Below are 23,440 nucleotides of genomic sequence, written 5' to 3' on the forward strand. Positions count from 1 at the left end.
ATCCGTTCATAATTGAACAACATTTATATGAGAGATAACCGGAATGTTAGAATGTATTGTTTATAGGCAGTTACTCTCTATCATTTTAGAAATTTACACTTTCTAAAAAATATTTCACATTCGGGTAGTCCTATGCTTTGAGTTGTGTGTTCTATACACAAATGCCCCTCCCGGGGAATTTGTATATAAACCAAAAACATGAATAACGATAGGCTCAGGAGTTTACTTGAACAGTATTTTAACGACGCTATAAGCGATGCCGACCGTGAAGAGTTGCTCAGTTATCTGAACAATAATCCGGATGATGTATCGGGCGCCGTTGACGAAGAAATGCTGAACCTTGAGGGCACTCCCGGATTTGATGAAGCCCGTGCGCAAAAAGTATTAGCCGATATCAAGGCCGATCCCCGCTTTAAAGACGACGTCATTGTACCTGTACCTGTTATCGGGAAAAGGAATATAATGAAACTATACGCCGGCTGGGTTAAAATTGCTGCAGCAGTTTTAATTTTTGCATCTGTTGGGTTTTACTTTGTTCGCCGCCAAAAAATGGGAGCGGTTAAAAATGAAGTAGCGGCTAATAGAGCTGCCAAGATTGTTCCGGGTGGTAATAAAGCCATCCTTACGCTTGCCGGCGGCAAAAGTATAGTATTGGATAGCGCGGCTAATGGTGCATTGGCCAGCACCGGAAAAAGCCAGGTAAATAAAGTTGGTGATGGTAAGTTGGTTTATGATGTACTGCCCAATGCCACTCATGCAGGTGTTAACGCCGTATTGTATAACACCTTAACCATACCGCCGGGCGGCCAGTATCAGGTGGTATTGCCCGATGGTACACAGGTTTGGTTAAACTCGTCGTCGTCATTAAGCTATCCAACCGAATTTACCGGCAACAGCCGTACCGTAAAACTTACCGGAGAGGCCTACTTTGAAGTTGCAAAAAATAAAGACAAGCCTTTTTATGTAGAAATGAACAATGTGCAGGTAAAAGTATTGGGTACACATTTCAATATCTCCGCTTATTCTGATGATAAAGATTTGACTACCACGTTGCTTGAAGGCTCGGTACAGATCAGTAAAAGCGGTAGCCTTGCATTGTTAAAACCGGGCCAGCAGGCTGTTATAAGCAGTAATGCCAATGCTATTGCTGTTTCCAAAGCAAACCTCAATCAGGCAATGGCCTGGAAAAACGGCTATTTCATGTTTAATGATGATAATATAGTGGATATCATGAAAAAGGTATCCCGCTGGTATGATGCAGATATTGAGTACCAGGGCAATTTTGCTAACCAGCGTTTTGGCGGTACGTTTACCCGTTCAAAAAGCATAACAGATCTGCTGAAAAGCCTCGAACAAATAGGTAACGTGCATTTTAAAATTACAGGAAGGAGGATCACCGTTATGCAATAGATCTACACTCTTCAATATCCCCAACCAATTATCTATCAGCATAAAAAATAAAGCCAGGAGCGTTTCGGACCGCCCCTGACCTAAGCCGTTTTATGGCAATGCCAGATAGTAAAACTAATTGCAGCGATTACAACCACTTATTAATAAACTGACATTCAAATGTATAAAAATTTTACTGCATTTACTTGCGGCAAACATCGTGGGCGCCTATATAAACCTGTGCTTATTATGAAACTGACACTCATTTTGCTAACAGTTACCTTCTTACAGGTGTCTGCCGCAACTTATGCACAGAAAGTTACTTTAAAGGTTAAACAGACAACTTTAAAAGAAGTTTTTGAAGAGATCAGAAATCAAACCAATTATGATTTTCTGTACAATTCTGAAGACATTAAGTTGGCTAAACCGGTAACTGTTGATCTTACTAACGCTACTATAAACCAGGTTATGGACCTGTGTTTAAGCAACCAGTCGTTAACTTATACCATTGATAACAAAACCATTCTCATCCGCAGAAAAACAGCGGCCGAAAGCAATGCGCCTAAAAAGATCAATGGTAAAGTTGTAGACAGCAAAGGACTGCCATTACCTGGTGTAACTGTAAAACAGAAGGGTTCAACGGCTGCTGTTATAACCGATATTAATGGTAATTATTCCATTAACGTTACCGAACCAAACGCCACCCTGGTATTCTCCTACGTTGGCTTCAGAACTAAGGAAGTTGCCCTTAATGGCCGGTCTGAAATAAGTGTAATACTTGAAGATGCACCACAAGACCTTACCGAGGTTGTGGTTGTGGCCTATGGTGTACAAAGAAAAGAAACCGTAACCGGCGCTATTACATCAATTGGCACCAAAGACCTGGTGCAGTCGCCGGTTGCTAACCTGAGTAATGCGCTGGCCGGTCGCTTGTCGGGCTTAACGGTAACCCAAACCAGCGGTAAACCCGGTGCAGACGGTGCTACATTATATGTGCGCGGTGTAGGTACTTACACCGGTCAAACGGCGCCGCTGATCATGGTGGATGGTATTGCCCGCGACAGCTACAACGACATCGACCCTAACGAGGTTGAATCTATCAGTATCCTGAAAGATGCCTCTGCAACAGCGGTATACGGCGTGCGTGGCGCAAATGGTGTTATCCTCATTACTACCAAACGTGGTAAAGAAGGTGCGCCAAAAGTGAGTGCAACATTCCAGACAGCTATCTCACAGTTTTCGAGCATGCCTAACTTTGTTAACTCGTACCAGTATGCTACGTTGTTAAATGAGCAGAGCTATGAAAACTACTGGGTCCAGCATTCAAGGGATGCCGATGTAAAAACCTGGAATGATTTCGTTACCAAACGTGATGCTAACTGGATCAAGGATGCTACCATTTACTACTCGCCCGAAGACCTGAAGTATTATCAAAACGCGCATACGCCAACTATTAACGGGCAGGCAAACCCTTATTATGATCCTTATGGACACCCTGATCAGGACTGGAAAAAACAGATCTTCAATAAGTTTGCTCCTCAAACACAGGTGAACGCCAACATTACCGGTGGTACCAAGGCAACCAAATATTTTGTTTCGTTAGGCTACCTGGCACAAGGCGGTTTGTTTAATACCGATTATATGCCTTTTTCTGACGAGATGCAGTTTAAAAAGAAACGTTATAACCTGCGCTCAAACCTCGATTTTGATGTAAACAGCGATTTCAGGGTATCGGTAGATGTATCAACCCAATATGTAACCATCACCGGTATGGATAACGATGGCTACACCTGGGAAAAACGTATTTTATGGTCATCACCGCTTGGGTCTCCCGGTATTATCAACGGTAAGTTTGTAGTGCCTTTCTCCAATCAAAACGACCAGCTTAACCCGCTGTACGCTATCGCAAATAGCAACAACTATAATATTACAACCAATAGTACCTTAAACTCGGCCATCAAATTAACCTATAAATTAGATGATATTACTCCTGGTTTATCGGTAAACGCGCGCGGTGCTTATGATAGTTACTTCCAGAGCCGTACCGGTGGTAAATACACCCCGCTATTGTATGGCTTGCGTCCAAATCCTAACGGAAATAAGCTTGATCCTATCCTGGTACAGCTCACAAATGACGTTGCACCAGCTCGTTGGACAGATTTTTACACCGATAAATGGCGTAAAGTATACGGTGAGTTCTCTATCAACTATAACCGTGTATTTGGTAAAAAACATACGGTTACCGGTTTGATCCTTGCCAATGCCGAAAAAAAATATGATCCTAATTTACTGTATGATCTTCCGCACGCATACGAAGGTGTATCGGGTAGGGTAACTTATAATTACGCCGACCGCTACCTGGCCGAGTATAACATGGGTTACAACGGTTCGGAAAATTTCCCTGAAGGTAAAAGGTTTGGTTTCCTGCCTGCATATTCGTTAGGATGGATTGCCAGCAACGAGTCGTTTTTCCCTAAAACCGATTATATAACCTATTTGAAAGTCCGCGGATCATTAGGTAAAGTGGGGAACGATGGTATCAATATTCCCGGTACAAACACCTCAGCCCGTTATCTTTACCTGCCTGATACCTGGCAATATGTAAACGGTTACAATGCCGGCGGTGGCTACACATTTGGTACACTTAATGATCGTAACAAAATTCAGGGAGCGCAGGAAAACGTACTGGGTAACCCTAACGTAACCTGGGAAACCGCAACCAAATCAAACATTGGTTTGGAAACACACCTGTTTAACGATCGTCTTTCGCTTATTTATGATCACTATAATGAGCATCGTAAAAACATTCTTTCATATAGAGGCAGCGTACCGGGCATAGTACAGGCAACTTTGCCTCCGTACAACCTGGGCGAAGTAAAGAACTGGGGCGATGAGATTGAATTGAGCTATACCAGTGCTCCGGGTAAATTTACCTGGTGGATAAAAGGTAATGCCTCAACAAACCACAACAAGATCCTGTTTAAAGATGAAGCCATTGCGCCGGGCTTAGAGTACCAGGCAGCTACCGGTCGTCCTATTAACCAAGGATCATACCTGCAGGCCGATGGGCTTTACACATCATGGTCGCAACTATATAAAATTGACCCTAATGGTAACCCAATATTATCTCAACCTGTTTTGGCTGTTGATAAAGATGGCAAACCATATAACAACGCAGCCGGTGATCCGGTTTATCAAAAAGATCTGGGTTATGCCGGTGCGCCTTTGCAACCGGGTGAGGTTAGGCTTAAAGATGTTAACGGTGATGGTGTCATCAACGAAAAGGATTACGTGCGCTCTGGTAAAACCGACCTGCCTACGTTGAGCTACGGTGTTTCATTTGGCTTTAGCTTTCATGGTTTTGATTTTTCGGCTTTGTTTCAGGGGCAATCAGGTGTGGCCAAATATGCTATGCAGGAGCTGCACTTCAACAAACAACAATCATTATTTGATGTGGATTTGAACAGGTACACCCAGGACCGTTACGACCATGGCGACCGTATTGATTTCCCTATCGCCGCTTATAATCAGGATGCCGCCTACAATACCTTCTTTTTGAAAAGCACTGCTTTTGTAAGATTGAAAAACGCGGAAATAGGCTATACACTTAAGCCCGAGCTTCTGAAAAAAGTAGGTATCCGCTCGGCTCGTTTTTATATCAACGGATATAACCTGTATACATGGTCGCCAAACAAGATCTGGGGCGATCCTGAAAACTTAGGTTACATCGGTTATCCGCTTACCCGCACCTATAACGTAGGCGTTAATGTTAATTTTTAATCATAAAATATAGCAATGATGAAAAGAACAAATATTATTTTACTGCTTGTGGCTTGTTTCATAGGTGGTATGCTTTCAACAAGCTGTAAAAAAACTTTTCTTGAAAAGCCTAAGGGCGGTGCGGTAACAGTTGATACCATTTTTGATACCCGCAACCAGGCGCAATATGCGGTAGCCCAAATGTATATGTTATGCGTTAGGGGGTACTTTCCCGAAACTTATGACGGCTGCCGCCCCGAAGCAGTTACCGATCAGCTTTATATCATCCACCCGTCTTATGACTGGGCTTCAAATACCATTAACACCGGTTCATACATTACCGGTAATATGAGTGCCGATAATAACTGCGATTATGGTTTTGGCCAGGATAACGGTGCCGGTTTTTACTGGCACTATAAAGGTATAAGGCAAGCTAACCTGGTATTGAAAAATATAGATAAAGTAGCCGATGCCGATAACGCCTGGAAAACTGATACTAAGGGCCAGGCCTTGTTTTGCCGTGCCATGCAGCATTATGAATTATTCAGGTATTACGGCGGTGTGCCTATTGTAAATAAACCGCTTGATGGTACCCTGAAAATTGCTATCCCGCGCAGTTCGGTACAATCAGTTGTTGATAGCGTGGTTAAATGGTGCGACCAGGCCGCGTCAATGTTGCCGGCCACCCGTCCAACTGCCGATTTTGGTCGCGTTACCAAGCTGGCAGCTATGGCTTTAAAAGCAAGGATCTTGCTGTATGCCGCAAGTCCGCTTTATAACACTCCTGGTAACATGAAAGGCGATGTATCTGGCGCAAGGTTTAATGACACCCGCGATACGGTGTTAGCTTATGCCAGCTATGATAAAGAGCGCTGGAACAGAGCTGCCAAAGCTGCTAAAGATGTAATTGACAACGCTGCTGCCGGTGGTGTTTCTCTACTTAATACAGGACATCCGCTAACAACCGGCGAAACTTACGCTACATTAGGTGACTACGAATCGGTATGGAATGTGTTTGCCAACCAGGAGCTTATTTTGGTTAATACTTCCAACCAGGTTCCGAGTTCTGCTGGTTGGGCCGATGGTTCTGCATGGGGCCAGTACCTTTCGTCAAAATTGCGTTTAGCGCAGTGGGGGGTTAAAAACAATGTACCTATCGAATTTATACAACAGTATGAAAAAATTGATGGTACAAAGTGGACAATGCCTGCAAGTGGTACCGATTTACCTGTTGATGCCGCCGCATGGAACCTTGACCCTCGCTTTTATCAAACCATTGCTTATGATGGTAAATACTACAGCAGCCAGCGTGGTATCCTTGCTTACTACAAAAAAGGCGATTACAGTACTGATGGTAACCTGGCCAGCAGTGATGCCGGTGTAGATGGTTACGCTACTGAAACCTACAAATTTGTTGCAAGGGTTGATAACATGACCGATAACCATTTTGCTTGGCCGGTTTTCCGCCTTGCTGAGTTTTACCTTGGTTATGCCGAAGCGCTTAATGAATACCAGGGCCCAAGCGCCGAAGCTGCAAATTATCTGAACAAGATCAGGCAACGTGCCGGGATGCCTGATAAAAACCCGGCCACTATTGATGCGTTCAGGGACGCGGTTCAGAATGAGGAAACCATTGAGTTTGCTTATGAAGGACACCGCTATAATGACCTGAACCGCTGGTTAAAAGCCAAAACTGTATTGAATACGGTGTTGCACGGTATTCAAACTACTGCCAGGAACGTTGGCGGACAGTTAAAACGTACATGGACAACAGTTCCATTTGTTACAAGGGTGTTTCCTGCCAAATACTACTATGTGCCATTCCCAAGTACCGAGATCAGTTTGAGGTATTTAGGCAATAGTAGCTGGGACGGACAAAATCCAGGTTGGTAATAGGCTTTTACACATTAACAATTAGTGAAAAACAATGAAAAAAGATTATAAAAACTTTTTGGCCTGGATGCTTACGTTCTGCAGTTTTTCGGCGGTAAACGCCCAAACAGCGGTTAAGGCACCGGCCGATACCATAAAAAAGGCAAGTTCGTATAAAGACTTTGTTGACGGCGGCTTGAGAATAGATAAAGCATGGCGTAATACCGGCGCGGTTTTCACGCTTTCGGGCGAAGACTTAACCCGCATGACCTCGGGTAACCTGCTTAATACATTACAGGGCCGCATTCCGGGTTTAACCGTAGTTACCGGATCGGGCGAGCCAGGTTATGATAACCCAACCTTTTATATGAGAGGGGTGAGCAGCTGGAACCTTCAGGGTAACCAGGTGTTGATCTACCTCGATGGTTTCCAGGTTGATATGGGCGCAATTAGCGGTCTGTCGGCTTATGAAATTGAATCAGTTACTTTATTGAAAGACGCTGCCGCGCTGGCTGTTTACGGCCTTGAAGGTGGTTCGGGCGTATTAAGTATCCGCACCAAAAAAGGCGCTGTTTTAAATAAAACGCAGGTATTTGTAAACGGTAAATATGGCATACTAAGCCCTATTGACCTGCCGAAGGTGATGGATGCTTACGGTTATACTACCAATTATAACAATGCGCTAACAAACGATGGTTTGCCAATTAAATATGCTAATCCGGAGTTGTATAAAGCTGCCAACGATCCTTTTCACCCAAATGTGAACTGGTATGATGAATTGCTTAAAAAAACTTCGGCTATCCAGGATTATAACTTTGGTTTCCGTGGCGGTAACAACACAGCCAAGTTTTTTGTACTGATGAACTATACCAATTTTGAAGGTTTATACAAAAACGCCGATATCATTGATAAGGATTTTGGTACTAATGCCAAATACACCAAGTTAAACCTCAGGGCAAATATTGAGCTGCAGTTGAATAAAAACCTGGTAGTAACAGCCAACATTAGCGGTATCACCGAAGACAGGAATACACCATCGGGTTTCACAGCGGCGCAAGTGTTCAATAACATCATGGCCATTCCGGCTGCCGCTTTCCCGGTTAAAAATCCTAATGGCACCTGGGGCAACAGCTCGGTGTATAAATTTAACCCTATTCAGCTTTTACAGCAAAATGGTGTTTACCAATCACACACACGTAACCTGCAAACCAACTTTAGCTTTGTGCAAAAACTGGATAAGCTGACTAAGGGCCTCGACCTTAAAGGTGAGGTTTCATTTGCCAACCAGTATGTAGGTATTTATCAGAAACAATTCTCGGTAAATTCATTTGAAATTACCGGTCAGGATGCACAGGGCAAAGCTATTTATGGCTCAACCCCGGTAACACCGATCAGCCAGTCGAGCAGCGACGGCGGTGGTGCTCACTGGAACCGTACAACAGTAAGGGTAGGTTTTGATTACGACCGTACCTTCGGCAAATCAACCTTTACCGGTATGATCCAGGCGCGCAGGCAGGGGTATACGCATGACGGTATTGTTTACCAGGTACGTACACAAGGCATCGCTGGTAATGTAACTTACGACTACGATAAAAAATACATCGTTGATCTTTCAGGTTCATACAGCGGCTCGGCAGATTTTGCGCCGGGCAACCGTTATGGCTGGTTCCCTGCTTTAGGTTTAGGCTGGATAGCGTCAAAAGAAGATTTTCTAAAGGATAACTCAACCATTAACTTCCTGAAGGTGCGTGCATCATATGGTACTGTAGGTAACGTTAATGAGGCTTACCGCTTTTTATACCAGCAATTTGCAGTTAGTGCGCCTGGTTGGGTAACAGGTACAGGTAACACCGGGCACGGTGGCTTGACCGAAGGCCCTTTTGCTAACCTGAATTTTGCCTGGGAGAAAAAAACAACCCTTAACCTTGGTTTAGACTTCACGTTATGGAAAAATCTTTCGGGTACATTAGATGTGTTTACCGAAAAACGTACGGGCATCCTTGAAGTTCCAACAGCAAGTGTTCCTGATTATACCGGCTTTAACCTGCAATATGCCAATACCGGCGAGGTACATAACAAAGGTTTGGAAGCATCATTGAAGTATGAACAAAATGATAACAAATTTAAATATTATGTAGGCGGTTCATTTGCGTATGCCCGTAATAAAATAGTTAAGCGTTCAGAAAACCCGCAGCCATATAATTACCTGTATACTCAGGGATACCCTATTGGCCAAATGAAGGGGCTGGTATACACCGGTTTTTACCAGCAATCGGATTTTGATGCCAATGGTAACCTTAAGCCAGGTATCGTAGCATCATCATATACCAATGTTAAGCCCGGAGACCTGAAATTCAAAGACCAGGACGGCAACGGTATCATCAATGATTATGATAAGGTGCCAATGAAGTATTCGGTACTTCCTGAAATTACCTTAGGTTTTAACCTCGGTTTCAAATACGCTGGTTTTGATTTTGATGCTTACCTGCAAGGCGTATTGCACCGTACCGTTAGTTTGCTCGATGCTGCTTACACCTATACCCATCCATTTGTATTCAATAATAACATCTCTGAGTTTTCGGCAAACAGTTGGACACCTCAAAACGCGGCTACTGCTACTTCTCCACGGTTATCAACGCTTGCAAATCCTAACAATGATCAGCAATCTGATTTCTGGATGCGCAACGGCAACTTCCTGAAACTGCGCAGTGTTGAATTAGGCTATACCCTGCCACAGCGCGGATTTTTAAGGAAGCTGGATGCCGTAAGGGTTTTCGTGAATGGTACCAACCTGTTTACATGGGATAAGATAGAAGGCCTTGAAGCCGAGCGCCTTTCAATGGGCTATCCTTTAGTGAAAGCGGTAACATTTGGTATGAAAGTGAAATTGTAGTATTAAAATTTGATTACAAGGAAATGAAAAGAAATCGATATACAATAACAATGCTGGCCCTGGGCACGCTGCTTTACTCATCATGTAAGCACAATTACCTTGAGGTGCAAACCATTAAGGCCGACATTACCACCGATAAGTTGTACTCAAACTATACCTATGTACAGCAACAGATGTGGAATACATACAGTTACCTGCCCGATGGCATAAGTAACCTTAACCTTGAAGGGGCTACTGATGAAGCCGAAGCTACTAACTCGGTTGATCCTGTGCAGGTATTTAATTACGGCACCTGGAACCAGTACACCAACCCGGATAATGTTTGGGCAACTAATTTCGATGGCATCCGCCAGGCAAACCTCTATCTTAAAAACAAGGGGAAAGTTGATATCAATTACATCAAGGATAAAATTACATCTACAGATTCAACCACTTACTATAACGCCCGCAATAACGTTAAGTTTATGGAAGGCGAGGCCCTGTTTTTAAAGGCCTACTTTTACTTTGAGCTGGTAAAACGCTATGGTGGCGTCCCTATTTTTGAGCAGCCGCTTGATTATAATGATCCTAACTCATGGAAAAATGTACAACGTAATTCAGTTGACGAGTGTATCAAATACATTGCCTCATTATGCGATAAGGCAGCTGCTATTATCCCGGCCAATCTTTCGCCATACTCATGGTATGAGTCGGGTAGGGTAACCAATGGGGCTATCAAAACCTTAAAGGCCAAAGCCCTGCTTTACGGCGCAAGCCCGCTGTTTACCGCAAATGGTTCAACTACTACCTGGGCACAGGCAGCATCAGCGGCTCATGATGTGATAGCAATGGGCAGTTATTCGCTTGATGCCAATTACTCCAACCTTTTTGGCGCCAATAATACTTCATCCGGCGAGGCTATCTTTTTCCGCAGGTATGGCGCCATGAATCTGATTGAATACAATAACTTCCCTATTGTATTTCAGAACAGTAATGGTAACAGCATTACACCGGCCGAAAACCTGGTTAGCGATTACGAAGTACTTGTGAAATCAGGAAGCACCATTACCGGTTCGGTTCCGTTTGACTGGACTAATCCAGCCCATGCTGCTGCTCCTTATACCAACCGTGACCCACGTTTTGCAGCAACTATTGTGTACAATGGTGCAACCTTTAAGGGAACTTCTATCCAAACCTATTTTGGCGGTAACAGTGGTTTGCCTAAGCAAAATGCTACTAAAACAGGTTATTACCTGTCAAAATGGGTTAATCAATCTGTCGATCTGATCAACAATACAACTGCCAATCACGCCTGGATGTATTTCAGGTATGCCGATGTTTTGTTAAGCTATGCCGAGGCCATGTTTAATGCCTATGGTCCGGACGCAGATCCGCAGGGTTATGGTATGACAGCGCTTCAGGCTATTAACAAGGTTAGGCAGCGTGTACAAATGCCTGCGCTTACGGTGGCTCAGCTAAATCAGCAGGCTATTGAGCATGAGCGTAACGTTGAGTTAAGCTTTGAAAACAACCGCTTATGGGATGTGCGCAGGTGGAAAAAAGGTGTAAGCTATTTCAGCAAGCCGGCTAATCGCATTGATATTACCAATGCAGGTGTTTACACCGTGAAGAAACTTGAAGACAGGGTGTTTTCTGCTAAAATGGAATGGTATCCAATACCGCAGTCAGAGATTTCAAAAACAGGCTGGACGCAAAATCCGGGCTGGTAGATACGTGCAGTCCCATCGCTTTTAAATCAAGGCGATGGGCTGTTAAATGATTTAAATTAATAATGTAAAAAATATTTTCATGAAAATTAATGCATCATTAGTAAAGCTTTCGGCGGCATGCCTGTTGCTGGGAGTTGCAGGTTGTAAACAGGAGCACCTGAACGGTGTAAAGTCGGACCCTGCTGTAAAAGTATACCTGCCCGATTCTGAGAAACCTGATGGTTTGGTTGATGTTATGGCCGGAAGCTCACTTAAGGTTGATAGCTCAACGAGCACAGTTAATTTTTCTATCCCGGTCTACAGGGGTGGCGAATCAAACTTTGAAGCCCTTACAGTTGATGTAAGTACCGATAATACGGCTATAGCTGGACTTGTTACAGCCGGTAAATTGCCCGCTAACACGGTTGTACTTGATCCGGCTGATTTTACACTGGCCGCAAAGGATACCGTGAAGCTGACTAATAACATTATGAAAGGGAGCATTACTCCTAAAATAAAAATTGCCAGCCTGAACAAGTATGACGGTAAAGTAGCTGCGCTGGGTATTAAAATTGCAAACTCATCAAAGCAGGAAGTGAATGCCGATATGAATAGGGCTGTCATTTATTTTAGTGTTGCAGACCTGATAGATGCTATTACTCCCAAAACCAATGTGATAGATAATACCAAATGGCAAATTTATCACCGTACCGATGGTGTAACCTTTAAGGTAAATGCCGATGGCAGTGTATTGGCAACAGGCGGTAACTGGGGCCAGCAAGGTCTAGTTCAGCCTGTTCAGGTAAGGGCCAACAAAAAATATAAAATTGACATGACTGTAGCCGGCTCAGGCGCTACCGATTGCTGGTTTGAAGTTTATGTAGGCCAGGGTGTGCCTTCTGAGGCAAGTGACTATGCCGACGGAGGTACCCGTATAGCGCTGAACACCTGGAACGGCTGCGGTAAATCACCTTTCAACGGTTTATTGTCGGCAATATCATGTGCCGGCAGTGGTAACGTGGTATCATTCCCTACAAGTGGTACTGCTTATGTGTTGATCCGTTCGGGTGGGTCAAGCCTGGGTACAACAGGTATCAAAATCACCAATATTGATTTCAGACGAGTGAATTGATGCTTCTGAAAAGAAATAGCCAACCGATTCTCAATGATGAATTGAGATTTAGTTGATTAGTATAAATTCTATACTATGAAGCGCTCCGGGGTGAGATCCGGGGCGCTGTTTTTTTGAGGGAAATGTCGTTTAGACAGTGGCGAAGTATTACACTACAAATTGGCGAACCATGCAATCCGGCTTTTATGGCGTATAAGATTTCTCACTCGTGCCTCGTTTCGAAATGACAATTCTTATTAGTAACGTAAATTTTCGTCCCCTTAGGGTCTCTCATAGAGCCCCTAAGGGTTATCATTTAAATTTTTATTTTAGTTGCTCTAAACAAAAGCATGAAACACTTATATATCATCATAATATTATTCTTAACTGCAAACCTTGCAAAGGCTCAGGTAAAACACGTTGACAGCTGGACAGACGGCAGGTACGTCACTGTAAATGGATCGAAGTTATGGGTAGTGACGGTAGGAGAGGGAGATCCGATTATTTTTATTGCAGGTGGTCCGGGTGGTACCCATTTAGGTCTGCGCAGCTTTGATTCATTGGCAAATAATCGTCATCAGCTAATTTATTTCGACGCGCTGGGACGTGGTAAGTCTGATTCGGCTAAGAATGTTACAGAATATAGCCTTGCGCGTGACATTGATGATATAGAAGGTTTGCGAGTAGCTTTAAAACTGGATAAGATCACCGTGTTAGGGCATTCGTATGGCGGGGTTGTTGCACAGGGCTATGCCATTAAATACCCTGCACATTTGAGCCACCTTATTTTGGCCGATACCTTTCACAGTTTTGTAATGTGGCAGGAAAACGATGATAACTCCAACCATGAAATAAAAACCAACTACCCCGAAGTTTGGGAAAGATTGATGAAGATCAGGAACGAAGGAGCTGTATCAAGTGATCGGGATCATCAGGCCATATACAGCGAAGTGCCCTACGGGTTTTTATATGCGTACAACCCCGGCAATTTTGAACCCAAGAAAGGAGTAAGCAACCGCTATTATCCCAACCCGCACTATAGCCAGGTTTACTATCAGATGGTGGGTAAAGACGGCGATTTTATTGTAGGCAGCGATATTGGCACTTTCGATTACCGCAAGCAGCTTAAAAACCTGAAAATGCCGATCCTGATTGTAACCGGCCGCTTTGACCGGGTAGCAACACCATGGATGGCGGTTAAATATAAAGAGTACTGCCCGCAGGCACAATTCGTGATCTTTGAAAAATCGGGCCACAACCCTCAGGTTGAAGAGCCGGAACAGGAATTCGCGGTTATCAACGAGTTTTTGGCTCAGTAAATAGTCTGCCCGCCCGGTTTAATTTGGCTTGTCTGCACCTCCATTGGCGTTATCTCCAGTAGGTTTGTCTGTGGGGGGAGGAGGAGGTTCGTTGCCAACGGTGGTGGAGTCGTGTTGTTCTGTCGGTTGATCTTTGGTAGGTTCGGTGGCTTTTAAACCTGCATAAGTACCGGCGCTTATCCCCATCATCAATAGAATGTTGTTGTCAAAATCAGCCAGCAGGTTTGATGATATTGTTCTTTGGATAAAGATCAACCCAAACAAAACATTGAACATCACATTTTGGAGGCGTTGAATGTTGATGCTGCTCCTATCGGACAGGATATCGTGAAAAAAGCCTTCGCTGTGTGCTTTTGGGTCAATATCTGTTTTGGGTTTCTGATCGTTTTCGATAACCTTGCCCGCGGCCATAGTTGCAGCACTGATACCCAGGATAGCCAGTAATGAACCCGGAATATCGGGCAGCGCCCCGGTTTCGTTACAGATGTACAGATAAGCGCCGGAAAAGATCACCGTCCAGTACAATAATTGCGTACGGCTGAGGCTGTAGTAAATATTGGCATCGTCTTTTAAAATATTATTCTTCAGGCCCATCGCCAGGAAGCCGGCCATAACAACAGCCATTATCCATACCCAAACCCGGTTTATTTTTTGTTTAACCTCAAGCTGGGTTTTGATCAGGCCTTTGGTAATGTAGCCATGCGAATCGCCGACCGAAAAATAGACGGGGATACGGGCTTTGTCGATAGATTTGCTGGCTAAAAACTGAACGGCAAGGTTTTGTACAGATTCATCGATCTTAAAGTAAATGATCTTTTCATAGTCGTTACTGCTCCAGAATGCAGTTTCTCCCACCTTAATGTCATCTACATAAAGCGTTTTAAATGAATCGATAGGCAATTTGGTTTTTATCCTGATAGCAATGATCTCGTTAAGCCTGGCCGAATCTTTTCGCCCGCTTAAATTAGTAATGCTTAATATCGAATCGGGGAGGGTGGCAGTTTTAACGGAATCTGCTTTAATCGGGGCTGTTTTTGTACTGTCGCCTGCTCCTGTTTGGGCGGCGGCGCAAATGGGAATCATCAATATCAACGCGCTTGCTGGTAGCTTAATTAGCCGTTTTTTTAACGACAGAGGAATTAGCGACAGCGACGCCATTAAGGCAAGAACTAATAATAAGGCCATGGGTTGGATGATTGTTGCCTACTCTTTGATCCCTTTTTCGGCACGCAGGTATTATTGGTAACCAAATTTAATTAATAAATGCACAAAATGAATACCCAGTGGTAGGTATTTTTATTTTAATTATCTGGTAGTTAGCGTTTTGTGGTGTTTCTTCGCTTTTAGGGGCGGCAACATCTTGTAAAATCTGTGTTGTCGTATAAAATCAGCTACAAAAGGTTAATATATCATTACATCGTGCCTTTACTGTGGCGTTATTTTTAGCCGTGCAAATATCGTATTGCATATTACCGGCTAACCATTATCCCGATGAGATTTAAATTTACCTTCACCGCCATTGTTGCTGCCTGCTGTTCGTTTCCCTTTTTTTTGAATGCCCAGGTTAAACCTGCAGCTAATTTAATGAAGCTTAACGCGCAGGAGTATCTTGAATATAAGGGTGTAAACGTAATGCTTGCCCATGATTTTTATCCGGAAGGGCATCAGGGTGGCGTAGGCATTATTCAAAACGGACAGCGCGTAGCCACCAATGGGGATATCAGGCTTGAACCTACGCCGGGGCAGTGGTCACCTATACCTAAGGTAGGCAAGCGGGTGGTGAACAAAAATACCGGCGAGGTAAGCGTACGCATGGAATTCCCTAACCCGGACATGAACCGTCATGGCTTTAATCCTATTATTTACCCCGATCTGAATTTTGCTTATAACATCAGGGTAATTCCTGTCGGGAGGGCCTTTAAAATTATAGTGGATTTAGATAAATCCCTGCCAGATAACTGGATTGGTAAGGTTGGTTTTAACCTTGAGTTGTTCCCCGGTATCCTGTTTGGAAAATCGTACTATATGGATAAGCAATTCGGCATTTTCCCTCAGCAGGCCAACGGGCAAACCTATACTGACGCGGAAGGAGAGACCCAGGTAATGCCGATGGCAGAGGGTAAAAAGCTTACCATAGTACCAGAAACTGATCTGCAGCGCATGACTATCCAAAACCTTTTGGGCGGTAACCTGCAACTGCTTGATGGTAGGGCTAAGCACAATAATGGCTGGTTTGTAGTAAGATCATTAGTAGCTAAAGGGGCATCAAAAAATGCTATAGAGTGGCTGGTTACCCCAAATGCTGTGGATGGCTGGCAATCGGAGCCGGTGATACAAGTATCGCAGGTAGGGTATCACCCTGCACAACAAAAAATAGCGGTTATTGAATTGGATAAAAATGATAAAAAGGTACAGCCCGTATCATTATTAAGAGTAGCTGAAAACGGAGGATTGATCCCGGCTTTAAAAGCTATCCCAACTAACTGGGGCGACTTTTTAAGATATCATTACCTGCAATTTGATTTTACAAAAATCACTAAACCGGGCATGTACGTGGTTAAATATGGCAACTATCAAACGGAGCCCTTCCAGATCAGTACCGATGTATTTAAAAATGATGTTTGGCAACCAACACTTTCATACTTTTTGCCAATACAGATGTGCCATATGCGTGTTAACGAAAAATACCGTGTATGGCATGGCCTATGCCATATGGACGATGCCAGGATGGCACCAATTGATTCCAATCATTTTGATGGTTATATCCAGGGACATAGCACACTCAATAAATATAAACCGGGCGATAATGTACCTTTTCTTGACAGAGGAGCCTGGCACGATGCCGGTGATTTTGATTTAAGAGTTGAATCGCAGGCCGAAACCGTGCACGGGCTTACATTAGCTTACGAGGCTTTTGATGTAAAGTATGATAACACAACCATCGACCAAAAGAACCATATTGTAGAGATTCATCAACCCGATGGCAAACCGGATATGCTGCAACAGATTGAGCATGGTTTACTGGCCATAACAGGTGGCTACCAGGCTATGGGGCGCTTTTATCGCGGTGTTATTGAGCCAACCATAAGGCAGTACACCATTTTAGGCGATGCCGCTAATATTACCGATAACAAACCTTTTGTAACCAACGCCAACAATACCGATCCCGTATTGAAAACCTCTGCCGCGGCCGATGACAGGTGGGTATTTACAGAAGATAATCCCGGTCGCTCGTTGGAAACTGCTGCCGCGCTGGCCGCTGCAAGTCGCGTAATGAAGGGTTATAACGATACGCTGGCCACCCAATGCCTGCAAATAGCACAGGAGGTTTGGAAAAACACAACAGATCAAACCTTACGCCATCGTATTGCTTTGGCTGTTGAGTTATACATCACCACAAAAGATAAAACTTATGCCGATTATTTGGTTGGCAATACCGATGCAATAGCCGCTAACATTGACAATACCGGCTGGCTGGTTGGTCGTACCATGGGGTTAATTAGTGATGCAAACTATCATAGCAAAATAACCGAAGCGGTTAAAAAGCTTTACGCAAATATTCAGCAGCAGGGGGCTAAAACACCTTATGGCGTACCGTACGAGCCTAATATCTGGGGTGCAGGCTGGGGGATCCAGAATTTTGGGTATAAGCAATACTTTTTATACAGCGGTTTTCCGTCGGTTTTCAGCGATACCTATATGCTGCACGCTATTGATTTTGTGCTGGGCTGCCATCCGGGTGCTAACACAGCGTCATTTGTATCAGGAGTAGGTGCAAGATCAATGACTACGGCTTACGGCTTTAACCGGGCAGATCGCTCTTACATTCCCGGAGGTATTACTTCGGGCACGGCGCTTATTCGTCCCGATTTTCCTGAATTGCTCAACTGGCCTTATTTATGGCAACAAGGCGAATATGTTTTAGGTGGAGGCACCACCGATTACCTGTTCCTGGTTTTAGCAGCCGATCACGTTTTAAATAAAAAGTAAGTTATGAAATTGAAGATCAGTTTGCTTGCGGCTTTGGTGGGCACTGCAACTATAGCATTTGCGCAAAATAACCTGGGCGAAAAGAAGAAAATAGCCCATGAAATGCAAAAATCCATGGTTGATGAGTTGCTTAAGCCCTGGTATCCGGCTGCGATTGATACGGCGGATGGTGGGTTTTTGAGCGCCTTTACCTATGATTTTAAGCCAACCGGAAACCAGGATAAAATGATTGTGACCCAGGCACGCCATGTTTGGAGTAACAGCAAAGCCGCCGAGCTTTTCCCCGGTAAAAAGTATTACATGGCAGGAGCAAGCCATGGCTACGAGTTTTTGCGGGATAAACTTTGGGATAAGGAGTACGGTGGCTTTTACATTTTTACCGATAAACAGGGGAACCCTAAGCAAGGAGGTTTCGCTCCAAAAGAGGCTTATGGTAATTCGTTTGCTATTTACGCGCTTGCGGCTTATTACCAGGCCTCTGGCGATACCAGTGCCTTAAACTTGGCTAAACAATGTTTTTGGTGGCTGGAAAAGCACGCGCACGATCCCGTTTATAAAGGGTATTATCAGCATATGGAACGGGATGGGACACCTATTGTAAGGGACGTCATCATAAAATCAACTGCCGAAACAGGGTATAAAGATCAAAACTCATCTATCCACCTGCTGGAATCTTTTACAGAACTGTATGGCGTATGGCCTGATGCATTACTGAAAACCCGTTTGCAAGAAATGCTGCTGCTGGTACGTGATAAGATCACTAACAATAAGGGTAACCTCATCCTGTTTTTTCAACCGGATTGGACCCCGGTATCTTTTCGTGATTCGGGTATGGCAGTTTATAAACAGCACCATAGCCTCGACCATATCTCGTACGGGCACAACGTAGAGACGGCTTACCTCATGCTCGAAGCATCTCATGCTCTGGGTTTGGAGGATGATGCCAAAACATTAGCGGTTGGTAAAAAAATGGTTGATGATGCCCTGGATCACGGCTGGGATAATAAAGTGGGCGGCTTTTATGATGAGGGCTATTATTTTAAAGATACCCCCGGCGTTACCATTACCGAAGATACCAAAAACTGGTGGGCCCAGGCCGAAGGTTTAAACACCCTGCTTATTATGGCCGCTAAGTATCCTGCCGATAAGCACCAATACTTTGATCAATTTAAAAACCTTTGGCAATATACCCAAACTTATCTGATAGATCATGAGCACGGCGACTGGTACCAGGGTGGCATTGACAAGCAGCCTCAATATAAAACAGCCCTTAAAGGCCAAATCTGGAAAGGGACTTACCATACCTTCCGCGCCCTAATGAACTGTGTGATGCAGCTCAACCCAGATAAAATACCACCGACTGCCCCAAAGCAGGTTAAAGTAATAAAAGGCGTTTTGAAGTGGCAGCCATCTACGGATAATAAACGGGTACTGGGTTACAATATTTACAGCAATGGTAAACGGATAGGGTTTACACCGTTGAATTATTTTGCGACAGGTAGAAACAGTAAGTTGAGTGTAAGAGCAGTGGATTTGGCAGGGAATCAATCGGTTCAGGTTAAAGCTTTATGAATTGACTAAATGAGAAATTACTATGTGGAGGATAGATTGTAGTTAGCACAATTTTATATAATACACTTTACATTTGCGTTAGGGATAGAAGCGGATACCGGCCTGTGGCTATGACATCTTCTAATCAGGTATATTACATAAACCTAATTATTTTTATTTTTCTTCTAAAGTTTATTTATGACAAATCCCCACCAAAATAAATATTACATAAACACTCAACCTCCCGTTATTAAATCAAACTGCCCCTATCTCCTTAACGATATTTTATCTCACTAAACGGCAGAAATATTTGCTTTGCGTCAATTTACGGTCAATATAAATTCGCTTAAAATCGAATGAAATAAGCTGAAATTCTCAATTTCTTCCCTGTAAAATCAACACAGTAAATCTATTATCTCATTGTGTCAAAGCTACATAATGGAGAGTTTTATGTTAAAAGTATTACAATTCACATCTTGTTAGTTGCCATAATTATTTTCAGTTTTGCCAATCATTTAACACTAATTGCCACGTTATTTAACAAATGAACGATTTTACCAGGCTGACTGAGGAGGATTTGTTGGGATTGCTGCAGCAGGATAAGCTTAGTGCGTTCAGGGAGATTTACCAGCGCTATTGGAAAAAACTGTACGGTGATGCCTATAAGCGCCTGAAAAACAAGGAACTGTGCGAGGAGGTTGTTCAGGAGATATTTTCAAACCTTTGGCATAAAAGGCACACACTTCAAATTAATACTACTATTGGCGGTTATCTGCACCTGGCGGTTTTAAACCAGGTGGTTGATCAGTACCGTAAACAAAGCATCCGCGCCAAACATACCGAGGCACTTAAACTATTAAGTACCGAGACCGATACCGGAACCGAAGACACGATCATGCTGCGTGATCTTACCCATACCCTCGAAACCGAAATCAGCCACCTGCCCGATAAATGCCGTTCAGTTTTTGAGTTGAGCCGTAAAGAGTATAAAACAAATAAGGAAATAGCTCAATTGCTCGGTATATCAGAAAAAACTGTTGAAAACCAGATTACTAAGGCTATAAAAAGGCTTCGGGTTGGTTTAAGTCACCATTTGCTTTGGGTGATTGCAGCGCTGTTGCACAGGCTTTAATCTCTTTTAATCAATCCAAATTAATTGATTTTTATAAATCATTTTTCAAGCCGGTAATAATTAAATAGCTTTGGCAAGTGAAAATTATTTGTCTCATTTTGTCATTGTATGTTATTATCCTTTCAGCTAAACCATGCTGTACGGATAGTGATTGCCTGGCGTTGAGCAAGGAGAAGACCAGCAAACAGGCCCCGGTTCAAAAAGAATGTTTAGGCTGTTCTCCTTTTTTTACATGTGGATCATGCGTGGGCTTTATTACCGGCAAAGCTGTTATTATCAGCTTACCAATGCTTGTTGAAAGCACATCAAATGAATATGCCGCGTACCGCCAGCCACGTATTACTAAAATTTCTTCTACTATCTGGTTACCTCCCAAATTAAGTTAATACCCGGCCGCCCGGCCCAAATTCTGTATTCACTTAATTTATACCAACATCATGAAAAAAATAACTGTGCTTTTTATTGCACTGCTATATACTGCTTTAACTTACGCTCAAAACACATTTAAAGTCATCGTTAAAGATGAAAAAACAAAAGAACCATTAATTGGCGCCACCGCCTTAATATCCGGAACAACTAAAGGCGCTGCAGCCGATACAAGCGGAATGATTATTATTAATGGCGTTCCGGATGGTAAACAAATTATCCGGTATAGCTTTATCGGATATCAAACCAGAACAGATACCCTTATTTTCCCGCTTAGTGGGAAGGTTCCTTTATTTATTTTTTTGCAACCTGCGAAAGAGGAAGGGGAAAGCCTTGCCGAGGTTGTAGTAGGCGCTACTCGAAGCAGTCGCACTATCGCAAATATACCTACGAGGGTAGAAGTGATTTCGGGCGAAGAACTGGACGAAAAAGGGAACATGAAACCAGGAGATATCCGTATGTTGCTCGCCGAGAGTACGGGTATCCAAACACAACAAACTTCGGCAACCAGCGGTAATTCGAGCATCCGGATACAGGGCTTGGATGGTAAATACACGCAGATCATCCGTGATGGCTTTCCGTTGTACTCTGGTTTTTCTGGCGGGCTTGGCCTATTGCAAATAGCCCCGCTTGATCTGAAGCAGGTTGAGGTTATTAAAGGTTCGTCGTCTACGCTCTATGGTGGCGGTGCTATTGCCGGGCTCGTAAACCTGGTATCTAAAACACCAACTAATGAGCGTCAGCTAAATTTCCTGTTAAACGGCACATCAGCTTTGGGGCTTGACGCGAGCGGGTTTTATTCGCAAAAGTTCAATAAAATTGGCGCAACTGTTTATGCCGCGTATAATCATGGTACAGCTTATGATCCTTCGGATATTGGCTTATCAGCCATCCCCCGGTTTAACCGCTATACATTTAACCCTAAATTGTTTTTCTATATTAATGATCGCACACAACTGATCGCCGGTATAAATTCAACCGTCGAAAACAGGATCGGAGGCGATATGCAATATCTGAAAGGTAATGGCGATGCGCAGCATTCTTATTTTGAAGTGAATAAAACGGGCCGGTACAGCTCACAACTGGAGCTTGGTCATACCATTAATGACCGGGAGAAATTTACCGTTAAAAACAGCCTGAGTTATTTTGACCGTAGCATCGGCCTGCCGTCTTACAAATTTTCGGGCTCGCAGGTTTCCTCTTACACCGAGGCCAATTATGCTTATAACAGTAGTAAAACCGATTGGGTTGCAGGAATAAATTACCTGACCGATAAGTTTGCCGAAGACAGAAATAGTGCTTTCGCGTTACGAAGCTACAATTATGGTACCATTGGGGCTTTTGTACAAAACACCTGGAATGCCACTGAGCGCTTTACTTTGGAATCAGGGCTAAGGGGCGATTATCATAATAAGTATGGTTTCTTTTTGTTACCGAGAATTTCTGGTTTGTATAAGATCAATAATCATTTTTCGACCCGTTTAGGAGGCGGGCTTGGTTATAAGGCGCCAACTGTATTTACTGAAGATGCAGAGCGGATACAGTTCAGGAATGTATTGCCTATAGATGTGGCAAATACGAAAGCCGAACGATCTTATGGTGCCAATTATGATATAACCTACAAAACCGGTTTATTTGATAACATGGTGAGCCTGAACATTAACCAGCTTTTCTTTTACACCCGTATTGAAAGGCCTATTTTGCTTACCCCACTTGCCGATGGTAACCTGCAATACCAGCAACCTCCCGGTGATTTAAATACCAAAGGAATGGAAACCAATGTTAAACTAACCTATGATGAGTTTAAGCTATTTATAGGTTATACTTTTGCAGATGTTACCCAACATACTGGTGATAAGATAATTAACTACCCTTTGGTATCCCGCCATAGGATTAACAACGTATTGGTTTACGAAATAGAAGATCAATTAAAACTTGGAGCCGAAGCATACTATTTCAGTCCGCAGCATTTGAGTGATGGTTCGGTAGGCCGTGGATACTGGACGGCCGGATTTATGGCAGAGAAGATGTGGAAGCGTTTTTCATTGTTTATAAACTTCGAAAACCTTACTGATACCCGCCAAACTAAATTCGGTTCGATATATACCGGAAGCATTACCAATCCCACATTTAAGGATATTTATGCGCCCTTAGATGGATTTGTAGTTAATGGTGGCATAAAATTGAAATTATAGCTAAGAAGTAATTCTCTGTTTTACAGTGTTTAATGATGTAATAACACCTCTTTGATATTTTTTTAAAAAAAATATCAAAGAGGTGTAGGGGGTACACTATCTCCCGTACGTCATG

General features: G+C 43.4%; 12 protein-coding genes. 11 read left to right on the forward strand and 1 reads right to left on the reverse strand.

Translation table 11 applies throughout. The annotated features are described in order from the left end of the window. Nucleotides 1-198 precede the first annotated feature (198 nt). From DUL71_RS03285 to DUL71_RS03315, 7 genes are all read left to right on the forward strand, one after another. Entirely contained in the window at nt 199-1,410 is a 1,212-nt protein-coding gene (locus DUL71_RS03285) for a FecR family protein (protein WP_114936714.1), read from the forward strand. Nucleotides 1,411-1,638: 228 nt separating this feature from the next. Further along, the gene (locus DUL71_RS03290; protein WP_244228690.1) at nt 1,639-5,169 is read left to right on the forward strand and encodes a TonB-dependent receptor; all 3,531 of its coding nucleotides are present in this window, start codon (nt 1,639-1,641) and stop codon (nt 5,167-5,169) included. Between the two features lie 15 nt (nt 5,170-5,184). Next, nucleotides 5,185-7,041, forward strand: coding sequence for a RagB/SusD family nutrient uptake outer membrane protein (locus tag DUL71_RS03295; protein ID WP_244228691.1), 1,857 nt, complete (start codon nt 5,185-5,187; stop codon nt 7,039-7,041). Nucleotides 7,042-7,075: 34 nt separating this feature from the next. Continuing rightward, nucleotides 7,076-9,913 carry a SusC/RagA family TonB-linked outer membrane protein gene (locus DUL71_RS03300; protein ID WP_114936717.1) on the forward strand — a complete coding sequence of 946 codons (2,838 nt, stop codon included), beginning with the start codon at nt 7,076-7,078 and terminating at the stop codon, nt 9,911-9,913. Between the two features lie 23 nt (nt 9,914-9,936). Then, a complete protein-coding gene (locus DUL71_RS03305; RefSeq protein ID WP_114936718.1) occupies nt 9,937-11,622 on the forward strand; it encodes a RagB/SusD family nutrient uptake outer membrane protein in 1,686 nt (561 codons plus the stop codon). A gap of 79 nt (nt 11,623-11,701) precedes the next feature. Next, nucleotides 11,702-12,733, forward strand: coding sequence for a DUF1735 domain-containing protein (locus DUL71_RS03310; RefSeq protein ID WP_114936719.1), 1,032 nt, complete (start codon nt 11,702-11,704; stop codon nt 12,731-12,733). A 329-nt stretch (nt 12,734-13,062) separates the two neighbouring features. Further along, on the forward strand, nt 13,063-14,031 hold the full coding sequence (locus DUL71_RS03315) for an alpha/beta fold hydrolase (protein ID WP_114936720.1): 969 nt from the start codon (nt 13,063-13,065) through the stop codon (nt 14,029-14,031). Between the two features lie 18 nt (nt 14,032-14,049). Here DUL71_RS03315 and DUL71_RS03320 read toward each other — a convergent pair whose 3' ends face one another. Beyond that, the gene (locus DUL71_RS03320) at nt 14,050-15,216 is read right to left on the reverse strand and encodes a hypothetical protein (protein WP_154402308.1); all 1,167 of its coding nucleotides are present in this window, start codon (nt 15,214-15,216) and stop codon (nt 14,050-14,052) included. A gap of 306 nt (nt 15,217-15,522) precedes the next feature. On the opposite strand from DUL71_RS03320, the gene DUL71_RS03325 reads away from it, so the two are divergent. The 4 genes from DUL71_RS03325 (at nt 15,523) to DUL71_RS03345 (ending at nt 23,325) form a co-directional block, all read left to right on the forward strand. Then, nucleotides 15,523-18,021 carry a glycoside hydrolase family 9 protein gene (locus DUL71_RS03325; RefSeq protein ID WP_114936722.1) on the forward strand — a complete coding sequence of 833 codons (2,499 nt, stop codon included), beginning with the start codon at nt 15,523-15,525 and terminating at the stop codon, nt 18,019-18,021. A 3-nt stretch (nt 18,022-18,024) separates the two neighbouring features. Then, nucleotides 18,025-19,593, forward strand: a complete 1,569-nt coding sequence (locus tag DUL71_RS03330) for an AGE family epimerase/isomerase (protein ID WP_114936723.1) — start codon at nt 18,025-18,027, stop codon at nt 19,591-19,593. A gap of 523 nt (nt 19,594-20,116) precedes the next feature. After that, complete coding sequence (locus tag DUL71_RS03335; protein WP_114936724.1) at nt 20,117-20,704, forward strand: RNA polymerase sigma-70 factor; 588 nt, start codon at nt 20,117-20,119, stop codon at nt 20,702-20,704. 437 nt (nt 20,705-21,141) lie between these two features. Beyond that, nucleotides 21,142-23,325: a TonB-dependent receptor gene (locus DUL71_RS03345; protein ID WP_114936726.1), complete on the forward strand. Its 2,184-nt coding sequence runs from the start codon at nt 21,142-21,144 to the stop codon at nt 23,323-23,325. Nucleotides 23,326-23,440 lie beyond the last annotated feature (115 nt).

Origin of the sequence: Mucilaginibacter endophyticus, assembly GCF_003351025.1 — a bacterium.
GTDB classification, from domain to species: domain Bacteria; phylum Bacteroidota; class Bacteroidia; order Sphingobacteriales; family Sphingobacteriaceae; genus Mucilaginibacter; species Mucilaginibacter endophyticus.

What these genes read in the sequence shown, in the direction of transcription:
- DUL71_RS03285 (WP_114936714.1), top strand. Translation starts at nt 199, where the DNA reads ATGAATAACGATAGGCTCAGGAGTTTACTTGAACAGTATTTTAACGAC.
- DUL71_RS03290 (WP_244228690.1), top strand. Translation starts at nt 1,639, where the DNA reads ATGAAACTGACACTCATTTTGCTAACAGTTACCTTCTTACAGGTGTCT.
- DUL71_RS03295 (WP_244228691.1), top strand. Translation starts at nt 5,185, where the DNA reads ATGATGAAAAGAACAAATATTATTTTACTGCTTGTGGCTTGTTTCATA.
- DUL71_RS03300 (WP_114936717.1), top strand. Translation starts at nt 7,076, where the DNA reads ATGAAAAAAGATTATAAAAACTTTTTGGCCTGGATGCTTACGTTCTGC.
- DUL71_RS03305 (WP_114936718.1), top strand. Translation starts at nt 9,937, where the DNA reads ATGAAAAGAAATCGATATACAATAACAATGCTGGCCCTGGGCACGCTG.
- DUL71_RS03310 (WP_114936719.1), top strand. Translation starts at nt 11,702, where the DNA reads ATGAAAATTAATGCATCATTAGTAAAGCTTTCGGCGGCATGCCTGTTG.
- DUL71_RS03315 (WP_114936720.1), top strand. Translation starts at nt 13,063, where the DNA reads ATGAAACACTTATATATCATCATAATATTATTCTTAACTGCAAACCTT.
- DUL71_RS03320 (WP_154402308.1), bottom strand. Translation starts at nt 15,216, where the DNA reads ATGGCCTTATTATTAGTTCTTGCCTTAATGGCGTCGCTGTCGCTAATT.
- DUL71_RS03325 (WP_114936722.1), top strand. Translation starts at nt 15,523, where the DNA reads ATGAGATTTAAATTTACCTTCACCGCCATTGTTGCTGCCTGCTGTTCG.
- DUL71_RS03330 (WP_114936723.1), top strand. Translation starts at nt 18,025, where the DNA reads ATGAAATTGAAGATCAGTTTGCTTGCGGCTTTGGTGGGCACTGCAACT.
- DUL71_RS03335 (WP_114936724.1), top strand. Translation starts at nt 20,117, where the DNA reads ATGAACGATTTTACCAGGCTGACTGAGGAGGATTTGTTGGGATTGCTG.
- DUL71_RS03345 (WP_114936726.1), top strand. Translation starts at nt 21,142, where the DNA reads ATGAAAAAAATAACTGTGCTTTTTATTGCACTGCTATATACTGCTTTA.